We start from the raw sequence: 15,791 nt of genomic DNA on the forward strand, positions 1-15,791 counted from the left end.
GCGATCCACAACGACGGACAAAAGGCGGCTGCCCCAGTCGGGCACGCACGACCGAAAGAGAGTTCGACATGACGGACATGAACCGGCGAAGCGTACTGAAGGTGGCGCTGGGGGTGCCGGCCTGGCCGCCTTCCCCGCCGTGGCCGTGGGCGCCTCACCCGCGGCCGCCGCACCGAACTCGGATCCTGACCTCGTCGGAGTCGGCGACACCTCCATCACCCTGGAGTTCGACGACCAACTGCGCAGCCGGGTGGCGCTCAAGGGCGTCGGCCTCACCCGCTTCGACGCCGGCGAAGCCCTGCTGGTGGGCGGTGAGGCCATCGAGGCGTTCGCCTACCGCGGGCACCGGACCCGCGACATACGGCACCCCCGCCACGGCGCGGGCGTCCGGGTGACGATCGAGGGCACGTCCGAGGAAGGCGTACGGAAGACGGTCGTGCTGACCTCCTTCGAGCGTCTTACCGGCATGATCGTGATGAAGGTGACCTACACCAACAGGTCCTCCACCGCGCTGAAGGTGACGGGGTGGCGCAACGGAGCCCACGAACTCCTGGAGGCTCCCGGCGGCTTCCACACCTTCTCCGGTACCACGTACACGGACCGCCGCGACTGGGTGATGCCGGTGAAGGACGGCTATGTCCAGGAGAACTCGTTGGGGATGGACTCCTCCGACTACGGCGGCGGCACCCCGCTGGCGACCGTCTGGCGCCGGGGCGCGGGCCTCTCCGTCGGACATGTCGAGCCCGTGGCGACGGTCCTGCGCATGCCGGTCCGCAAGACGGGTGCCGGAGCGAGCATCGCCATCCAGGACGACACCGCCCGCACCCTGAAGCCGGGCCGTCGGCTCAGCACCGACACCACGTTCCTGACCGCCCTCCCGGGCGACCACTTCGTGCCGCTCCAGCGGTACCGCGACTACATGAGCGACATCGGCCAGCGCGCCCCCAAGGTCCCCGCCTCGGCCTTCGAGCCCATCTGGTGTGCCTGGGGCTACGAGCGCGGCTTCGCCACCGAGCAGGTCACCGGAGCGCTGCCGAAAGCGCGCGAGGTCGGTCTGCGCTGGGCCGCGCTCGACGACGGCTGGCAGACCAACGAGGGTGACTGGGACATCGACACGGCGAAGTTCCCGCGCGGCGCAGCGGACATGCGGGCCTTCACCAAGGAGATACGGGACGCCGGCCTGCGGCCGCGCCTGTGGTGGGCCCCGCTGGCGGCGGACCCCGACAGCAACCTGTTCCGGGACCGGCCCGACATGCTGCTGCTGGACCGCGACGGCAACAAGCAGGACGTCACCTGGTGGGACGCCTACACCCTCTGTCCGGCCTACCGGCCGACGGTGGACTACTTCGTCGAGCAGGCGAAGAGGTTCATCGGCGACTGGGGTTACGAGGGGCTCAAGATCGACGGCCAGCACCTCAACAGCGTCGCGCCCTGCTACAACCCGAAGCACCGGCACGCCCGCCCCGAGGAATCCACCGAGGGCGTGGCCCTGTTCTGGAAGGCGATCCACGAAGCCGCGCACGAGGCGAACCCCGACGCCCTCGTCGAGCTCTGCCCCTGCGGCACCGCCTTCGCCTTCCACAACCTGCCCTACGTCGACCAGTACCCCAGCTCGGACCCGGAGTCCTCCTACCAGGTCCGGAGCAAGGGCAAGTCGATGAAGGCGCTGATGGGCGCGGGCAGCAGCTACGCCGGCGACCATGTCGAACTGAGCGACGGCGGGAACGACTTCGCGTCCTCTTACGGGATCGGAGCCGTCCTGTCGACCAAGTTCACCCTCCCCGGAACCGGAGCCCCGGACAAGGCGACCGACCTCACCCCGGAGAAGGAGGTCCTCTGGCGCAAGTGGGTGTCCCTGTACGAGAAGAACATGCTGTCCACCGGCGAGTACCGCGGTGAGCTGTACGACATCGGCTTCGACAAGCCCGAAACGCATGTCGTGGCCAAGAGGCGGACCCTCCACTACGCCTTCTACGCCGACCGGTGGGACGGGACGGTCGAGCTGCGCGGTCTGGACCGCAGGCGGTACCGCCTGACCGACCCGTTCACCGGCAAGTCACTCGGAACTGCCACCGCTCAGCACAACACCGTGAAGCTGTCCTTCGAACGGTTCCAGCTCATCGTGGCCGAGCCCATCGGCTGAACAGCCGGGGCGGCCGGGTGGCCGAGGCTGGGACCGTGTTCGGGGAGTCCGGGTCGGAGCGGAGAGAGGGTTGCCCTGCTTGTTCGAACACGAGGCTGCCCTAGGACGCTGGTTCGTGCCGCTGGCGCCTCCCGGCGGTCCCGGGCCAGAGGGTGTCCGAGACACCGGAGAACTGTTCCCAGAGGTCCGCCGACACCTGCGCGACGGCCTCCCGAGTGATCTCCAGCCGGGACGGATCTTCTCTCGCCTTCTCTCACCGGAGGGCCAACTCCGCCGCCTCGGCTTGGAGGTCCTCCACTCGCTGCCGAGCCGCGGCCTCACGCGGCCTGCGGTTCTTCCGGCAGAGACACCATGGCGCCCCACCTTCACCCCGCTACGGTAGAAGTACGATTGATCTGGCGGAGCGCGATCGACACCAGCCAGGACCGGAAACTTTCCGGGGCACGCAGGTCGGGCAGGTCGCGCACCACGCGCAGCAGGGTCTCATGGACGACGTCGCCCACGTCGGCATGTCCGCTCAGCGCTCGCCCGACGATGTTGTAGAGCAATGGCAGGTACGCGCGATCAGCTTCTCCCGCGCCCGGTCGTCACCGGCCTGCGCCGCGACAACCAGCTCCGCGTGGCCCGCGTCCATGAGCTCCGTCCCACCTTCGTCAAGGAAGCGATCCGCCGAGTACGGCGGCACACCTCAGCGTCGGCGAAGGTGAACGACCAAAGCCTGCGCCGCCCCGACCTCGGCCGCCGCTCCCGCCGGCGTGCTGTACGGCTACGACGCCGCCAACCAGGGCCTGGTGCACTGGGATCGCTTCTCCCAGGGCGACCACGATGCCGTCGTCCTCGGCCGTCCTCGGCCTCATTCCACCGGTGCGGGGCGGCGAGGTCGTTGCCGATGTGCATGCGGGCCGCTTGCTCAAGAGCCCCACGATGGCATGGCCGCGCGGCCCCACACCCCTGCCTGCAAAAGTACGCGGCATCCTACTTTTGCGGGTGGAAGTTCCTGTTGCGCCTGGTGGGCCTCGGGTTGGCTTGAGGCCGTACGAACGCGGGGCCGGACCCACCGGTCGCCCCGCCCGCCCACTCCTCGTGCTGAATGGTGCCCTCGGAGCAGCAGCACGGTGGGGACGTTCGGCTTCCGCCTACGGGTGCGACGCTTCGTGAGGGGAACTTTGTGAGATACGGAAGAGCTGCTTCACCGGCCGGGCCGGCCGGGAGAAGTCTGCGGGCGCTCAGCATGCTGCTTGCCATGGTGTGTGCGCTGGCCGGGTTCGTCGCAGCGGCTCCGCAAGCGCGTGCCGACACGGACGAGCCACGCGAGCAGATCGTGTGGAACGTCCACAATCTCTTCGCGGGAAACTTCAGGGGAGCCGCAACCGACTACCAGAACATGATCAGCGCTCTTCGTGACAGGGCCGGGCACAATCTCCTGACACAGCGGCTGGGCGCTACCGAGGTGCGGGCGAACAACGACCACCGCGCCGTCGAGATCAGAATGGTGAACGGCCCGGACACCCCCGGAAACAGTGTGGCCTCGCTGTATCTGCGGTCGAACGACCTGTACGTGATGGGGCTCTGGACCCCCAACGGGGGCGGGGACGTGCCGGTGAGCGGCCTCATGGCCTTCCGCGACATGGACGGCGAGATGCGGAACATCGTCCGGCGGGCCACCACGGTGAATCATCCGGTCGGGGACCTTCGCGTCGGCGCCGGCTACGACGCTCTGGGAAGCAGCCGACGGACTCAGGTCCGCATGGGCGGGAATGGTCTCCGGGACGCCATCCAGAGGATTCAGCACTATCAGCGCCCCGCAAGTGAAGATGAAGTGCAGTCCATGAACGACGCCTATCTCACCCTGATCCAGGCCACCGCGGAAGCCGCACGGTTCGAGAGCATCGCGTCCCACGTCGCCGACAACCTGAGGCAGAACCGGGAAACGCATCTGAGCAGCCAGGACAGCACCATGGAAAACCAGTGGAACACCCTTTCCAGCTGGGTCCTCGCTCGACTGCGGAATCCCACCGGGGAGGGCATCACCTTCCGCGGCGTGCACTACGTCACGCTGAATGCGCTGCTCGCGGCCTCGGGATACATCATGGCTCAGGGATCCCGTTGAGGGCCGGCGGCCCGGCCCAAACCGTCCCTACGCCCGCTGCCAACCAATAACCAAGGAAAAGTACATGAGAATCAGAAACAGCATTTCCGGGATCACGGCCGCTGCCTGTGCGGGCCTCGTGCTGACGGTCGTCTGCGCCGCGGACGCCGCGGCCGCGCCGCCGACCTCGCAGTACAAGAGCCGAGCGACCGGACTGTGCCTCGACTCGGACATGGCCGGGTACACCTACACCAAGACCTGCGGCTCGAACAACCCTTACCAGCACTGGTTCCGGTATGACAGCAACGGCGCCGTCCAGCTCCAGAACACCAAATCCGGTAAGTGCCTCGCCGCCACCAGCAGCGAATCGGTCTTCGCGAAGAACTGCAACAAGGACGACAGCGCTCAGTGGTGGACCGAGGAATACGTCACCGACGGCGTGGTCATGCTGATCAACACGAAGAACCGGATGGCGTTGGATTCGGACACCAAGGGCCAGGCCTATTTGAAGTCGCCTGGGGCGGGCAACACTTATCAGGAGTGGAAGACGTATCTGTAACCAGGCCGATACCCGCAATGCCTGCAACCGGCAGCGGGTGACGGTGCAGATGCGGGTAGAGGGCCGCCGGTCGAGCGCCGCGCCCAGCCGCGAGACGCCGTCGGGTGCGGCGAGGTCGGCCGCCTCGGTCGTCACGTCGGTGCCGTACTCCTCGCGTACGGAGTCGGCGACCCGGCGCAGCGCGTCCTCCGAGCGGGCCACGAGGACGAGACGGGCGCCGCGCCGGGCGAGTTCCCGGGCGTACGCCTCTCCCAGGCCTTTCGAGGCGCCCGTGACCAGGGTGGTGATGCCGGAGAAGCGGGCCATGCGCGAGCCCCTCCCCGCGCACGGCGGGAACGGGGCTCGGGAGTGCTCAGGTCACCGCGCTCAAGCGGTCAGCCGCACGTCCGGACCGGCTGCCGGTGCCGCGTCCTCGATCCGGTGCGAGGCGTCCGTCACGCGGGGCGCGGCAGCGAGCTGCCGGCGAGCGACGTCGAGGGCGTCCTCGGTCCTCCGGGTTCCCGTCGAGACGCACAAGGTGTACGAGACGTCCTCCAGCCGCTGCCGGGACGCGTCCGTACCCCGCTCCGCGTGGAGAAGCCGCAGCGTCTCGTACTGCTCGACAAGATCCCGCAGAATCGCGGGGTGGGCCGTCAACACGGTCTTTCCCTCCCTGGCCGTAGGGTTGCTCACGGAGTGTCACCTCAGGGTGCCGGGCGGCCGCGTCAGGCTTCGACGCACAGGCCCGTACGGAGCTTGCCGAGGGTGCGGGCCAGGAGCCGGGACACATGCATCTGCGAGATGCCGAGCGCCTCGCCTATCTTCGACTGCGTCATCTCCTGGCCGAACCGCATCTCGATGATCTGGCGTTCCCGGTCGTCCAGTTCCTGGATCAGCGGGGCGAGGGCGTGCAGGTTCTCGACGGTCTCGATGGCGGGGTCGGCCTCGCCCATGGTGTCGGCCACCGTACGGGCCTTGCCGCTCGCCGGGCCGTCCTCGGACTGCTCGTTGGGCGAGTCCAGGGAGCCGGCGGCGTAGCCGTTGGCGGCGACGAGGCCGTCCAGGACCTCTTCCTCGGTGATCTTCAGGTGGGTGGCCAGGTCCTTGACCGTGGGGTCGCGGTCGAGGGCCCCGGCCAGCTGCTCCTTGGCCTTGGCTATCTCCACCCGCAGCTCCTGGAGCCGGCGCGGGACGTGCACCGCCCAGCTGGTGTCACGGAAGAAGCGCTTGATCTCGCCGACGATGTACGGCACCGCGAAGGAGGTGAACTCCACCTCGCGCGACAGGTCGAACCGGTCGATCGCCTTGATCAGGCCGATCGTGCCGACCTGGATGATGTCTTCCATCTCGCCGCTGCCGCGGTTGCGGAACCTGCTGGCGGCGAACCGCACCAGGGACAGGTTCATCTCGATGAGCGTGTTGCGCGCGTACTGGTACTCGTGTGTGCCTTCTTCGAGACGGCAGAGCTGCTCGAAGAACAGCTTCGACAGCTCACGCGCGTCCTTGGGAGCGACCTTCCCCGCGTCCTCGACCCACGGCAGTCCCTCGGCAACGCCCCGTGACTCGCTCGCCGGCTGGTCCGTACCGGCCGTCTTTCCGAGTTCCACAGTCCGCACTGCTGCCGTTGTCATGACTCGCCCTTTCCTGCGTCGACGACGATGTGAGGGAGCGGGTTCCCAGATCCACACCACTCATTCCTCACAGATCAAAAACAGTCGGCGCAGGCCGGTCCATCAGTGGCGCGATACAGACCAACAGATGTGAGCAAGAAGGTCATTCGGCACAAATGCCGCAACTCGGGGAAGTGCGGCATGTCGTGGCGCTCGCAGGGGCGCGTCTCATGGGGAGGGCCGTGTCGTGCGGGGCGCCTCCGGGGGCGTTTCGCTGAACGCGTCCGCCGGTATGTTGGGCATGGCCTGGCTGGTGATGCGGTAACGCCCGTCGAGCGCCTTCTCGGCGCCGGTCACGTGCACGGTGAGCGGACCGGCCCACTCGTAGTCGTGCTCGGCGGCGTGCCGGGCCAGGACATCGGTCAGTTCCTGGCCGATCTGCCCGTCACGCTCGCCGAGCTGCTCGTGGACGGTGGCGGCGAGTTCCACCTTGTAGGCGTTGGGGACGAGGACGCGGCGCCGGCCGCACACCACGGCGTGGCGGTCGCATTCGCGTCGCAGGTCGTCGCAGAGCTCGACCGGATCGTTGCCGAGCACCTTGTCGACCAGCGCGCTCTCCCAGTGCTCCACCGTCTTCTCCATGCGCGTGAGCAGTCCCATGCCCCGCCGGGTGCCCGGTTCGCGGCATCCCATTCGGCACGGCGGACCACGACGGCGGCGACCCGCCGGACGCGCGCGTTTCCCTTACCGGTTACGGGGGTCGGATGCCCGGCTGGTCACGGGTGCCGGATCTCCGGGACCGGCGGCGCGGGAGCGACGGGGACCGCCGGGGCGTCGAACGGCGGCGGTTCCTCCACCGCCGACCTCGGGCGGGCCGGCCGCGGCGCGACCGGCGCCGGGGGCGGTACGGGCGCGACGGGCTCGGGAACGGGCGGCCGGGGCGGGGCCGGAATCCGGATCCCGGATTCCGCGTTCTCGGACGATGCGGACATGGTGCTTCCTTTCTGGGCGTACGGCGGGAACGGGAACGGCAGTGGACGGAAGGTCACCGCAGGACGCGGCGGGCGAACGAGCGCATGGCGAGCCACCCGAACACCACCGCCCCCACCAGGAGGGCCGTCAGGAAGGCCCAGGCGGGCATGGAGTCGATCTGCGGGGTGAGGACGGCGCGCAGGCCCTCGTTCATGTAGACCATCGGGTTCAGGAGGACGGCGTACTGGAGCCAGGGCGTGCTCTCCAGCGCCGTCCAGGGGAAGTACACGCAGCCGAGCATCATCGCGGGGAACATCACCAGCGTGAACAGGACCTGGATCTGGCGCGGGTCGATACGGGTGGCCAGATACATGCCGATCGACGCGGCCAGCACCGCGCCCGCCAGCAGGACGAAGACCAGCACCGGCCAGTTCGCGACCTCCACGGCGGGCCCGTGGCCCTGGGCGTGCACCAGCAGGACAACGGGGAAGACCAGCAGGCCGGCGACGAGGCCCTCGACGACGGCGGAGAGGATCTTCTGGAGGCCGAGCACCCGGACGGACACCGGGGCGAGCGCCCGGTCCTCCATGGCGCCGGGCCCGGACAACTCCATCACCAGCGGGAACGTCACAGCCGCCATCGCCTGCAACACCATGGAGGAGCCCACCAGCCCCGGCACCATGACCGTCGAGAATTCCGCTCCCCCGGGCCCGGCACCACCGGCCCCGACCTTCGGCAGCACGTACGCGAAGACGAAGACGAACAGCAGCGGCTGGATGACGATGCGGACGGCGCTCATCACGAAGGTGCGCCGCAGCACTCTGGCGTCCCGCGCCATCATGGCCCCGAAAGTGTGCAGAGCACGAGCACGGCTCTTGGCGGCCTGCGTCCCGGTGGGCACGGTGGTGGTCATTCGCGGAACTCCCGTCCGGTGAGGGTCAAGAACACGGTTTCCAGGCTGGGGGCGAGCTGGGACGCGTCGACGACGGTGAGCCCGGCCTTGGCGGCCAGCGCCACCAGATCGCTGAGCACCCCGTCGGGGTCCCCGGCGAAGACCCGTACCTGTCCGTCCGTGGCTTCCACCCGGTCGGCCCGCGCCATCGCGCGGACCGCGGCGAGGTCGAAGGCGCCGCCCTCGTAGACGACGGTGACCACCGTCTCCGCACCGACCGACTCCCGCAGGGCCCGGACGCTGTCGCAGGCCAGGACCCGGCCGTGGTCGATCACGGCGAGCCGGTCGCACAGCGTCTCGGCTTCCTCCATGTGGTGCGTGGTGAGCAGGATCGTCTGCCCTTCGGCCTGCAGTTCGCGCAGGACGTCCCAGAGGTGGAGGCGGGACCGCGGGTCGAGTCCGGCCGTCGGTTCGTCGAGGAAGAGCACGTCCGGACGGTGGACGAGGGCCCGTGCGATCATGACGCGTTTGAGCTGGCCGCCGGAGAGTTCGAAGACCCGGGCCCGGGCCCGGTCGGACAGCCCGAAGAGGGCGAGCAGATCCCGCGCCCTGGCGCGGGCGTCCCGGCGGCCGAGGCCGAAGTACCGGCCGCGGAACTCCAGGTTCTCGGCCACGGTCAGCTCGATGTCGAGCGTGTTGTCCTGCGCCACCACGCCGATGCGCCGCTTGACGGCCACCGCGTCGGCGGCCACGTCCAGGCCGCAGACCTCCGCGCGGCCCGCCGTGGGCCGGACCATGGTCGTCAGCATGCCGATGGTGGTGGACTTGCCGGCGCCGTTGGGTCCGAGCAGTCCGAAGAACTCCCCTTCGCCACGCTCAGCCCGAGACCGCGTACGGCCTCGGCCTCTACGCCGCCCGGCCCTGGGTAGCTCTTGCGCAGACCGTCGGCGTGGATCGCCAGGTTGCCGGTCATCCGGGCACCTTCCTGTTGTCGCCGCCCCGTCACCGGGGCCGTTGTCGCGGGGTGTCGGGTCATGTGCGGTCGCTCGCCTTCGGGCGGAGGGCGCCGTCCGCCGGTGCGGCGGGTGCGGTGCCGGGGAAGGCCGACCGCCGTGGCGGGTCCGGCGGGTCCGTCCGGAGCCTGCCGATCCTGACCGCGGGCTCCGCCGCGACCTGCCGCAGTACGCCGGTCAGCTCGACCGCGAAGGCTTCGGCGGTCCGGCGCTCGTACGCGTCGGCGCTGTACCGGACGACGCCTTCCACTCCGGCCGGGCCGCTCCCCGGGGCCCGCAGCTCGCGCAGGGTGACGGCCAGTTCGCTGCGGGCCGCGCCCCGGTTGCGGTGCGCGGGGTGCAGGGGCCGTGCCGTCAGCCCCGGCAGGTCCCAGGGCGGTTCGGGCAGGTTCTCCATGCCGGTGATCATCTGGAACGGGCGGTGCCCCAGGCGTTCCTCGACGAGCTGGGACGGCAGGTCCTGGTGGGCGTAGGCGGCGAGGTCGGCCGCGCGGACGCGGCGGACGAGTTCGGCGAACGTCGGGTCGCCGCCCGCGTCCGCGCGGAGCACCAGGTGGTCGGCGAACAGGCCCACCACGTCGCTCGTCGCGTGGTCGGCCCGGCCCGCCGAGACCGTGCCCATCGGCACGTTCACCTCGCCCCGCCGCGCCCACAGGGCGGCGATGGCCGCCCGCAGCACCATGAACAGGGTCGCCCGTTCGCGCCGGGCCGTCTCCAGCAGTGCCCGGTGCGCGGTCTCGTCGATCGCGAAGGGGACGCTGCCGCCCAGGCCGCTGGGTTCGGCCGGCGGTGTCCGGTCCCGGCGGAGCAGGGGCGCCTCCGGCAGGCCGGCGAGTACGCCGGTCCAGTACGCGAGGCGTTGTCCGAACGGGCTGTCCGGCTCGTCCAGGCGGGCCGCCTGCTCGTTGAGGCGTACGGCGAAGTCGGCGTACTGGACGGGCAGCGGGGCCCACCGGGGTTCGCCGCCGGCCGCCCGCGCGGTGTACGCGGTGGACAGGTCGCGGGCGATCAGCCCGGTCGACCAGCCGTCCGCGACGATGTGGTGCACCACGATCTGGAGCACGTGGTCGTCGGGCGCGAGGGCGAAGAGGGCCGCCCGGCTCGGCGGTCCGGCGGCCAGGTCGAAGGGCCGGGCCCGGGCCGCGTCCAGCGCCCCGGGCAGCTCGTCCTCGGTGACGGGGACGGCGGTCAGCGGTGTACGGGCGGGGTCGGTGACCTCCTGCCCGCCGGTCTCCGGGAAGCGGGTGCGCAGGGCTTCGTGCCGGGTCACCACGTCCCGCCAGGCCGCTTCGAGGGCGTCCGTGCGCAGCGGGCCGCCGAGGCGGACCGTCAGCGGGATGTTGTACCGGCTTTCGCCGGAGAGCATGGACCGCTGGCCGGGGGTCAGCGGTATGACGTCGGGGCGCGGCCCGGGGGCCGGTCCGTGCCGGTCGCCGGTGCCGGCCAGCCGGGCTGCCAGGGCGGCCGGGGAGGGTGCCTCGAAGAGCATCCGCACTTCGAGTTCCTTGCCGAGGACGGCCTGGACGCGGCCGGCCAGGCGGGTCGCCAGCAGCGAGTCGCCGCCGAGGTCGAAGAACCCTTCCTCGGCGCCGGCCCGCGGCACGCCCAGGACTTCGGCGAACAGGGCACAGAGGATTTCTTCCACGGGCGAGCCGGGGCCGCGTCCGCTGTAGCCGGACGGGTGGTCGGGGGCGGGCAGGGCGGCCCGGTCGACCTTGCCGTTGGCGGTCAGCGGCAGTGCGTCCAGGACGACCGTCGCCGAGGGGACCATGTAGTCCGGCAGCCGCTCGGCCACGAAGTCCCGCGTCCCGGAGGCGTCCCCGACGACGTACGCGACCAGCCGCTTGTCCCCGGGCCGGTCCTCGCGCACGATCACCGCCGCCTGCCGCACCCCCGGGCACTGCCCGAGTACGGCTTCGACCTCGGCGGGCTCGATACGGAAACCCCGCACCTTCACCTGGTCGTCGGCCCGCCCGAGGAAGACCAGGTTCCCGTCATGGTCCCAGCGCACCAGGTCACCGGTCCGGTACATCCGCCCGCCTCCGTACGGGCACGCCACGAACCGCTCGGCGGTCAGCGCCGCACGGCCGAGGTACCCCCGCGCGACACCTTCCCCGGCGATGTACAGCTCCCCGGTGACCTCGGGCGGCACCGGCCGCAGCGCCGCGTCCAGCACGTACACCCGTACCGCGGCGCGCGGCCCGCCGATCGGCAGGACGGCCGGGGCGGGCGCGCCGGGCCCGACGACGAAGGCGGTGGCGCACAGGGTGGTCTCGGTCGGCCCGTACAGATGGCTGACGGTGACGTCGGGGCAGGCGTCCCGTACACCGGCGACGGCCTCGGCGGGTACCGCGTCGCCGCCCGTCAGGACGTGTTGGAGACCGGCGAAGCACTCGGGGGTCTCCTGCGCGAGGACGCGGAACAGTCCGGCCGTGAGGTGCACGGCCGTCAGCCCGTGGTCGGTGACCAGGCGGGCCAGCGTCTTCGCGGTGAGGTCGGCCGGGGGCGCGATCACCACACGGCCGCCGTTGAGGAGCGGCACCCACAGTTCGAGGGTGGCGGCGTCGAAGGTGTGCGGTGCGTGGAAGAGGACGCGGCCTGCGGCGATGCCGTCCCAGCAGGGGTCCTGGGCGAGGGCGGCGACGTTGCCGTGGGTGGTGACGACGCCCTTGGGCGTGCCCGTGGACCCGGAGGTGTACATCACGTACAGGCCGGAGTCCGGTGTCACCCGGGCCGTGAGCGGAGCGTCGGAGCGGTGGCACAGCGCGTCCTCGACGTCGGCCTCCGTCAGGACGACGGCGGACGCGGCGTCGTCGAACAGCGTGCGTACCCGCCTGGCCGGCTGGGCGGTGTCCACCGGCACGGCCACCGCCCCCGCCTTGGCGATGCCCAGCAGGGCCACGACCAGTTCGGGCGAGCGGGCCGGCGTGACGACCACCCGGTCCCCCGGCCGGGCGTCGGACGCGTGCAGGTGCCGGGCGACCTGGTTGGCCCGGGCGTCGAGGTCGCCGTACGTCAGGGTCGTCTCGCCCGAGACCACCGCGATGTCGTTCCGGTGCTGCCGTACGGTCCGTTCGAAGAGGCCGGTGACGGTCGTCGGCGCGGGCCCGGGGGCGCCGGTGTTCACGCCGTGCAGCAGCCGGTCCCGTTCGCCGTCGACGAGGATGTCGAGGTCACCGGCGCGGACGTCCGGGTCGACGACCAGCTGTCGCAGGATGCCGGTGAACCGGTCGGCGAGGAGCCGTGCGCTCCGGGCGCCGATCAGTTCGGGGCGGTGTGTCAGGAGGAACAGCAGCTCGGGGCCCGGGAAGGCGGCCAGGCTGACCGGGTAGTGGCTGACGTTGTGGCCGCGTACGGGGGTGAGCTTCAGCGGCGGCCCGTTCTCCTCCTCCGGCGCCCCGCGCGGGAAGCTCTCGTAGACCAGCAGGCTGTCGAACTCGGCTCCGGGGCCGCCGGCCTTCTGAATCTCGCTGAGCCCCAGGTACTGGTGGGACATCAGGGCGCCCTGCCGGTTCTGCACCTCGGTGAGCAGGGCGGACACCGGCCGGGAGGCCGTCAGCGGGACCCGTACGGGAACGGTGTTGATGAAGAGCCCGAGCATGGACTCGACGCCGCGCAGCTCGGCGGGCCGGGCGGCCACGGTCGCGCCGAACACCACGTCGTCCCGGCCCAGCAGGCGGCCGAGGAGCAGCGCCCAGGCGCCCTGGACGAAGGTGTTGGGGGTCAGGCCGTGGCGGCGGGCGAGTTCGGTGAGCGCCTCGGTGGCCGGCCGGTCCAGTTTCGTGTGCACCTGCCCGTGCCCGGCGGCGGACGGCGGCCGGCCGGCCGCCGGTGCCAGCAGCGTCGGCTCGCGGAGCCCGGCGAGGTCGGCCCGCCAGGCGGCGCGGGCCGAGTCCTTGTCCTGGGCGTTCAGCCAGCCGAGGTAGTCGCGGTAGGGCGTCACGGGCGGCAGGCCGGAGGGGTTGCCGCCCGCCGCGTAGAGGGTCCACAGCTCGCGCTGGAGGGTCGGCAGCGACCAGCCGTCCATCAGGATGTGGTGGTTGGTGAGGACGAGCCGGTGTCTGGCCGGTCCGAGCCGGAGCAGGACGAGCCGGAGCAGCGGCGGTACGGCCAGGTCGAAGCGCCGGGCGCGTTCCTCGTCCGCGAGGCGTTCCGCGGCGGCGAGGGCGTCCTGGGGCGGCCTGCCGGTCAGGTCGACGTTCCGCCAGGGCAGTCGTACGCGGGCCGGGATGACCTGGACGGGGTGTTCGAGGCCCGGCGGCTGGCGGAAGCAGGCGCGCAGGGTGGCGTGCCGGGCCACCAGGGCCTGCCAGGACGCCCGCAGCGCGGCCGCGTCGAGGTCGCCTTCGATGTCCAGGACGTCCTGGACGACGTAGGTGTCCTCGGCCTGCCCGTCGTACAGGGAGTGGAACAGCAGTCCCTCCTGCAGCGGTGTCAGCGGCCACACGTCTTCTATGCGGCGGTCCACGGCATACCTCCTTCACCGGGTGCTTCGTTGAAGTCGTCCTCCAGCGCCTCCAGCTGACCCAGTGTCAGGTCGACCAGCGGCAGGTCGGAGGGGTCAGGCCGCCCGCGTCCGGTGCTTCGGCGAGTGCGGCCAGGCCGGTCAGCAGGCCGGTCCAGCGGTCGGCCAGCCGGACGGCGCCGTCCTCGGTGAGGACGCCCGCCAGCCACGACACCAGCAGCACCAGTTCCGGGCCGCCGTCGCCGTCGCGGACCAGGCCGCCGAACTCCAGCGTGTGCGGGACGGGCAGCCCCGGGTCCGCGTCGGCGCCCATGGAGCGGGGGCCGGCCGGCTGCCAGTCGCCCGCTTCCGGGCCCGCGACGGAGAACCGGCCCAGGTAGTTGAATCCGGCCGTGGGCACGGGCAGCCCGCACCCGTACGACCGTCCGGCCTGTTCCTTGACCCGTTTGAGCAGCCGGCCGGCGGCCGGACCGCCCGCGCGTACCTCGTCGAAGTCGGTGACACCCGCGTCCAGCCGGACCGGGCGCAGGGTGGTGAACCAGCCCACCGTGCGCGACAGGTCCAGGTCGCCGTCGCGGCCGTGCCCCTCGATGTCCAGGTCGACCGGGCCCGGCCGTTCCTCGGTGAGGGCGGCGGCGAGCGCGGCGAGCAGGACGTCGCCCGTCGTGGCGTGGAAGGCCGCGGGGACGGTGGTCAGCACCGCGGACGCCGTGCGCGCGGGCACGGTGAACGTCCGCTGCCGCATCTGCCCTTCGGTGCCCTGCGCCGGCCCGGCGGCCCGCGGCGGACCCGCTGCCTCCGCCGCCTGCCGGGCGTACGTACGGAACGAGGCGGCGACCGGGGCCAGTTGCCCTTCCGGATCGGTCCAGGCCGCTGCGAGGTCCGGCAGCAGGATGCGCCAGGACACCGCGTCGAAGACCAGGTGGTGCACGACGACCGCGAGCCGTCCCGGCCGTCCGCTCCCCCGGTCGAACCAGACCGCCCGCAGGGTGGTGCCGGTCCGCGGATCGAGGCGGCCGGACGCCGCCCGCGCCTCGGTGTCGATCAGGTCCTCCAGTGCCTGTTCCGACAGCCCTTCGGCGTCCACGCGCCGGACCCGGCCCGGCACCGGTGCCGCGTCACCGACTTCGAGGTACGGCTCGGCGTCGCCCGGGACGACCAGGCGGGCCCGCAGCATCGCGTGATGGTCCACCACCTTCTCGACGGCCCGCGTCAGCCGGTCCAGCCCGGCGTCGGCGGGGACGCGTACGACGGTCCACTGCGCGAACCTGGCGGCCAGCGTGTCCGGGCCGCCGCGCGCGGTCAGCTCCCGCATGATCGGCGTGAGGGGGACGGTCCCGTGGCCGTCCTCGTGCTGGATCTCGTCCTCCGTGACGGGCTCGGCGACCAGGGCCAGGGCCTCGGGGGTCTTCTGCTGGAAGACGTCCGACGCGCTGATGCGGTATCCGGCCTTGGCGGCGCGGGCGACGAGCAGCAGGGAGACGATGCTGTCCCCGCCGAGTTCGAAGAAGCTCGCGTCCGCGGCGACCGGGCAGGCCTGCTGGGCCTGCGCTTCACCCGTACCGGCTTCCGGCGCTTCGAGGCCCAGGAGTTCCGCGAAGAGACGGCAGAAGAGCGTTTCCAGCGGGGTGCGGGGCGCGCGGGCCGATGCGGCTGCTGCCGCCGCGTAGTCGGGTGCGGGGAGTTCGGCCCGGTCGACCTTGCCGTTGGCGGTCAGCGGCAGCGCGTCCAGCACGATCGTCGCCGACGGCACCATGTAGTCCGGCAGCCGCTCGGCCACGAAGTCCCGCGTCCCGGAGGCGTCCCCGACGACGTACGCGACCAGCCGCTTGTCCCCGGGCCGGTCCTCCCGTACGACGACGGCGGCCTGGACCACCCCGGGCACTGCCCGAGCACGGCCTCGACCTCCGCCAACTCGATACGGAAACCCCGTACCTTCACCTGGTCGTCGGCCCGCCCGAGGAAGACGAGATTCCCGTCCCGGTCCCAGCGCACCAGGTCACCGGTCCGGTACATCCGCCCGCCTCCGTACGGGCACGCCACGAACCGCTCGGCGGTCAGCGCCGCCC

The 15,791-nt window shown here is 71.5% G+C and carries 12 protein-coding genes and 2 pseudogenes; 3 read left to right on the forward strand and 11 right to left on the reverse strand.

The genetic code is table 11. The features are described from left to right. Positions 1-145: 145 nt before the first annotated feature. Positions 146-2,143, forward strand: a complete 1,998-nt coding sequence (locus ACEXOX_RS02380) for a glycoside hydrolase family 36 protein (protein ID WP_406518777.1) — start codon at positions 146-148, stop codon at positions 2,141-2,143. A gap of 392 nt (positions 2,144-2,535) precedes the next feature. Here the strand turns inward: ACEXOX_RS02380 and ACEXOX_RS02385 are convergent. Continuing rightward, positions 2,536-2,777, reverse strand: a pseudogene (locus tag ACEXOX_RS02385) (RNA polymerase sigma factor); the annotation flags it as partial. Between the two features lie 597 nt (positions 2,778-3,374). Here ACEXOX_RS02385 and ACEXOX_RS02390 point away from each other — a divergent pair. Together ACEXOX_RS02390 and ACEXOX_RS02395 are read left to right on the forward strand one after the other, a co-directional pair. Then, positions 3,375-4,253 carry a ribosome-inactivating family protein gene (locus ACEXOX_RS02390; RefSeq protein WP_406518778.1) on the forward strand — a complete coding sequence of 293 codons (879 nt, stop codon included), beginning with the start codon at positions 3,375-3,377 and terminating at the stop codon, positions 4,251-4,253. A gap of 64 nt (positions 4,254-4,317) precedes the next feature. Further along, on the forward strand, positions 4,318-4,791 hold the full coding sequence (locus tag ACEXOX_RS02395; protein WP_406518779.1) for an RICIN domain-containing protein: 474 nt from the start codon (positions 4,318-4,320) through the stop codon (positions 4,789-4,791). Positions 4,792-4,851: 60 nt separating this feature from the next. Here ACEXOX_RS02395 and ACEXOX_RS02400 read toward each other — a convergent pair. The 10 genes and pseudogenes from ACEXOX_RS02400 to ACEXOX_RS02445 all read right to left on the reverse strand — a co-directional run. Further along, positions 4,852-5,097 (reverse strand): annotated as a pseudogene (locus ACEXOX_RS02400) (SDR family NAD(P)-dependent oxidoreductase); the annotation flags it as partial. Positions 5,098-5,157: 60 nt separating this feature from the next. Beyond that, positions 5,158-5,430: a DUF5133 domain-containing protein gene (locus ACEXOX_RS02405; RefSeq protein ID WP_406526199.1), complete on the reverse strand. Its 273-nt coding sequence runs from the start codon at positions 5,428-5,430 to the stop codon at positions 5,158-5,160. A gap of 65 nt (positions 5,431-5,495) precedes the next feature. Beyond that, positions 5,496-6,401: an RNA polymerase sigma factor SigF gene (locus tag ACEXOX_RS02410; protein ID WP_406518780.1), complete on the reverse strand. Its 906-nt coding sequence runs from the start codon at positions 6,399-6,401 to the stop codon at positions 5,496-5,498. A gap of 207 nt (positions 6,402-6,608) precedes the next feature. Beyond that, positions 6,609-7,040, reverse strand: coding sequence for a DUF3662 domain-containing protein (locus ACEXOX_RS02415; protein ID WP_406518781.1), 432 nt, complete (start codon positions 7,038-7,040; stop codon positions 6,609-6,611). A 116-nt stretch (positions 7,041-7,156) separates the two neighbouring features. After that, positions 7,157-7,372: a hypothetical protein gene (locus ACEXOX_RS02420; RefSeq protein ID WP_406518782.1), complete on the reverse strand. Its 216-nt coding sequence runs from the start codon at positions 7,370-7,372 to the stop codon at positions 7,157-7,159. Positions 7,373-7,425: 53 nt separating this feature from the next. Continuing rightward, complete coding sequence (locus ACEXOX_RS02425) at positions 7,426-8,265, reverse strand: ABC transporter permease (RefSeq protein ID WP_406518784.1); 840 nt, start codon at positions 8,263-8,265, stop codon at positions 7,426-7,428. Next, a complete protein-coding gene (locus ACEXOX_RS02430) occupies positions 8,262-9,053 on the reverse strand; it encodes an ATP-binding cassette domain-containing protein (RefSeq protein ID WP_406518786.1) in 792 nt (263 codons plus the stop codon). The genes ACEXOX_RS02425 and ACEXOX_RS02430 overlap by 4 nt, the downstream gene beginning before the upstream one ends. Beyond that, positions 9,047-9,217: a hypothetical protein gene (locus tag ACEXOX_RS02435; protein WP_406518788.1), complete on the reverse strand. Its 171-nt coding sequence runs from the start codon at positions 9,215-9,217 to the stop codon at positions 9,047-9,049. Before ACEXOX_RS02435 ends, ACEXOX_RS02430 begins: the two co-directional genes overlap by 7 nt. 59 nt (positions 9,218-9,276) lie before the next feature. Then, positions 9,277-13,725: an amino acid adenylation domain-containing protein gene (locus ACEXOX_RS02440; protein WP_406518789.1), complete on the reverse strand. Its 4,449-nt coding sequence runs from the start codon at positions 13,723-13,725 to the stop codon at positions 9,277-9,279. A gap of 64 nt (positions 13,726-13,789) precedes the next feature. Further along, complete coding sequence (locus ACEXOX_RS02445; protein WP_406518791.1) at positions 13,790-15,598, reverse strand: condensation domain-containing protein; 1,809 nt, start codon at positions 15,596-15,598, stop codon at positions 13,790-13,792. Positions 15,599-15,791: the final 193 nt, after the last annotated feature.

It is taken from the genome of Streptomyces sp. Ac-502 (assembly GCF_045222935.1).
Lineage (GTDB): Bacteria > Actinomycetota > Actinomycetes > Streptomycetales > Streptomycetaceae > Streptomyces > Streptomyces monomycini.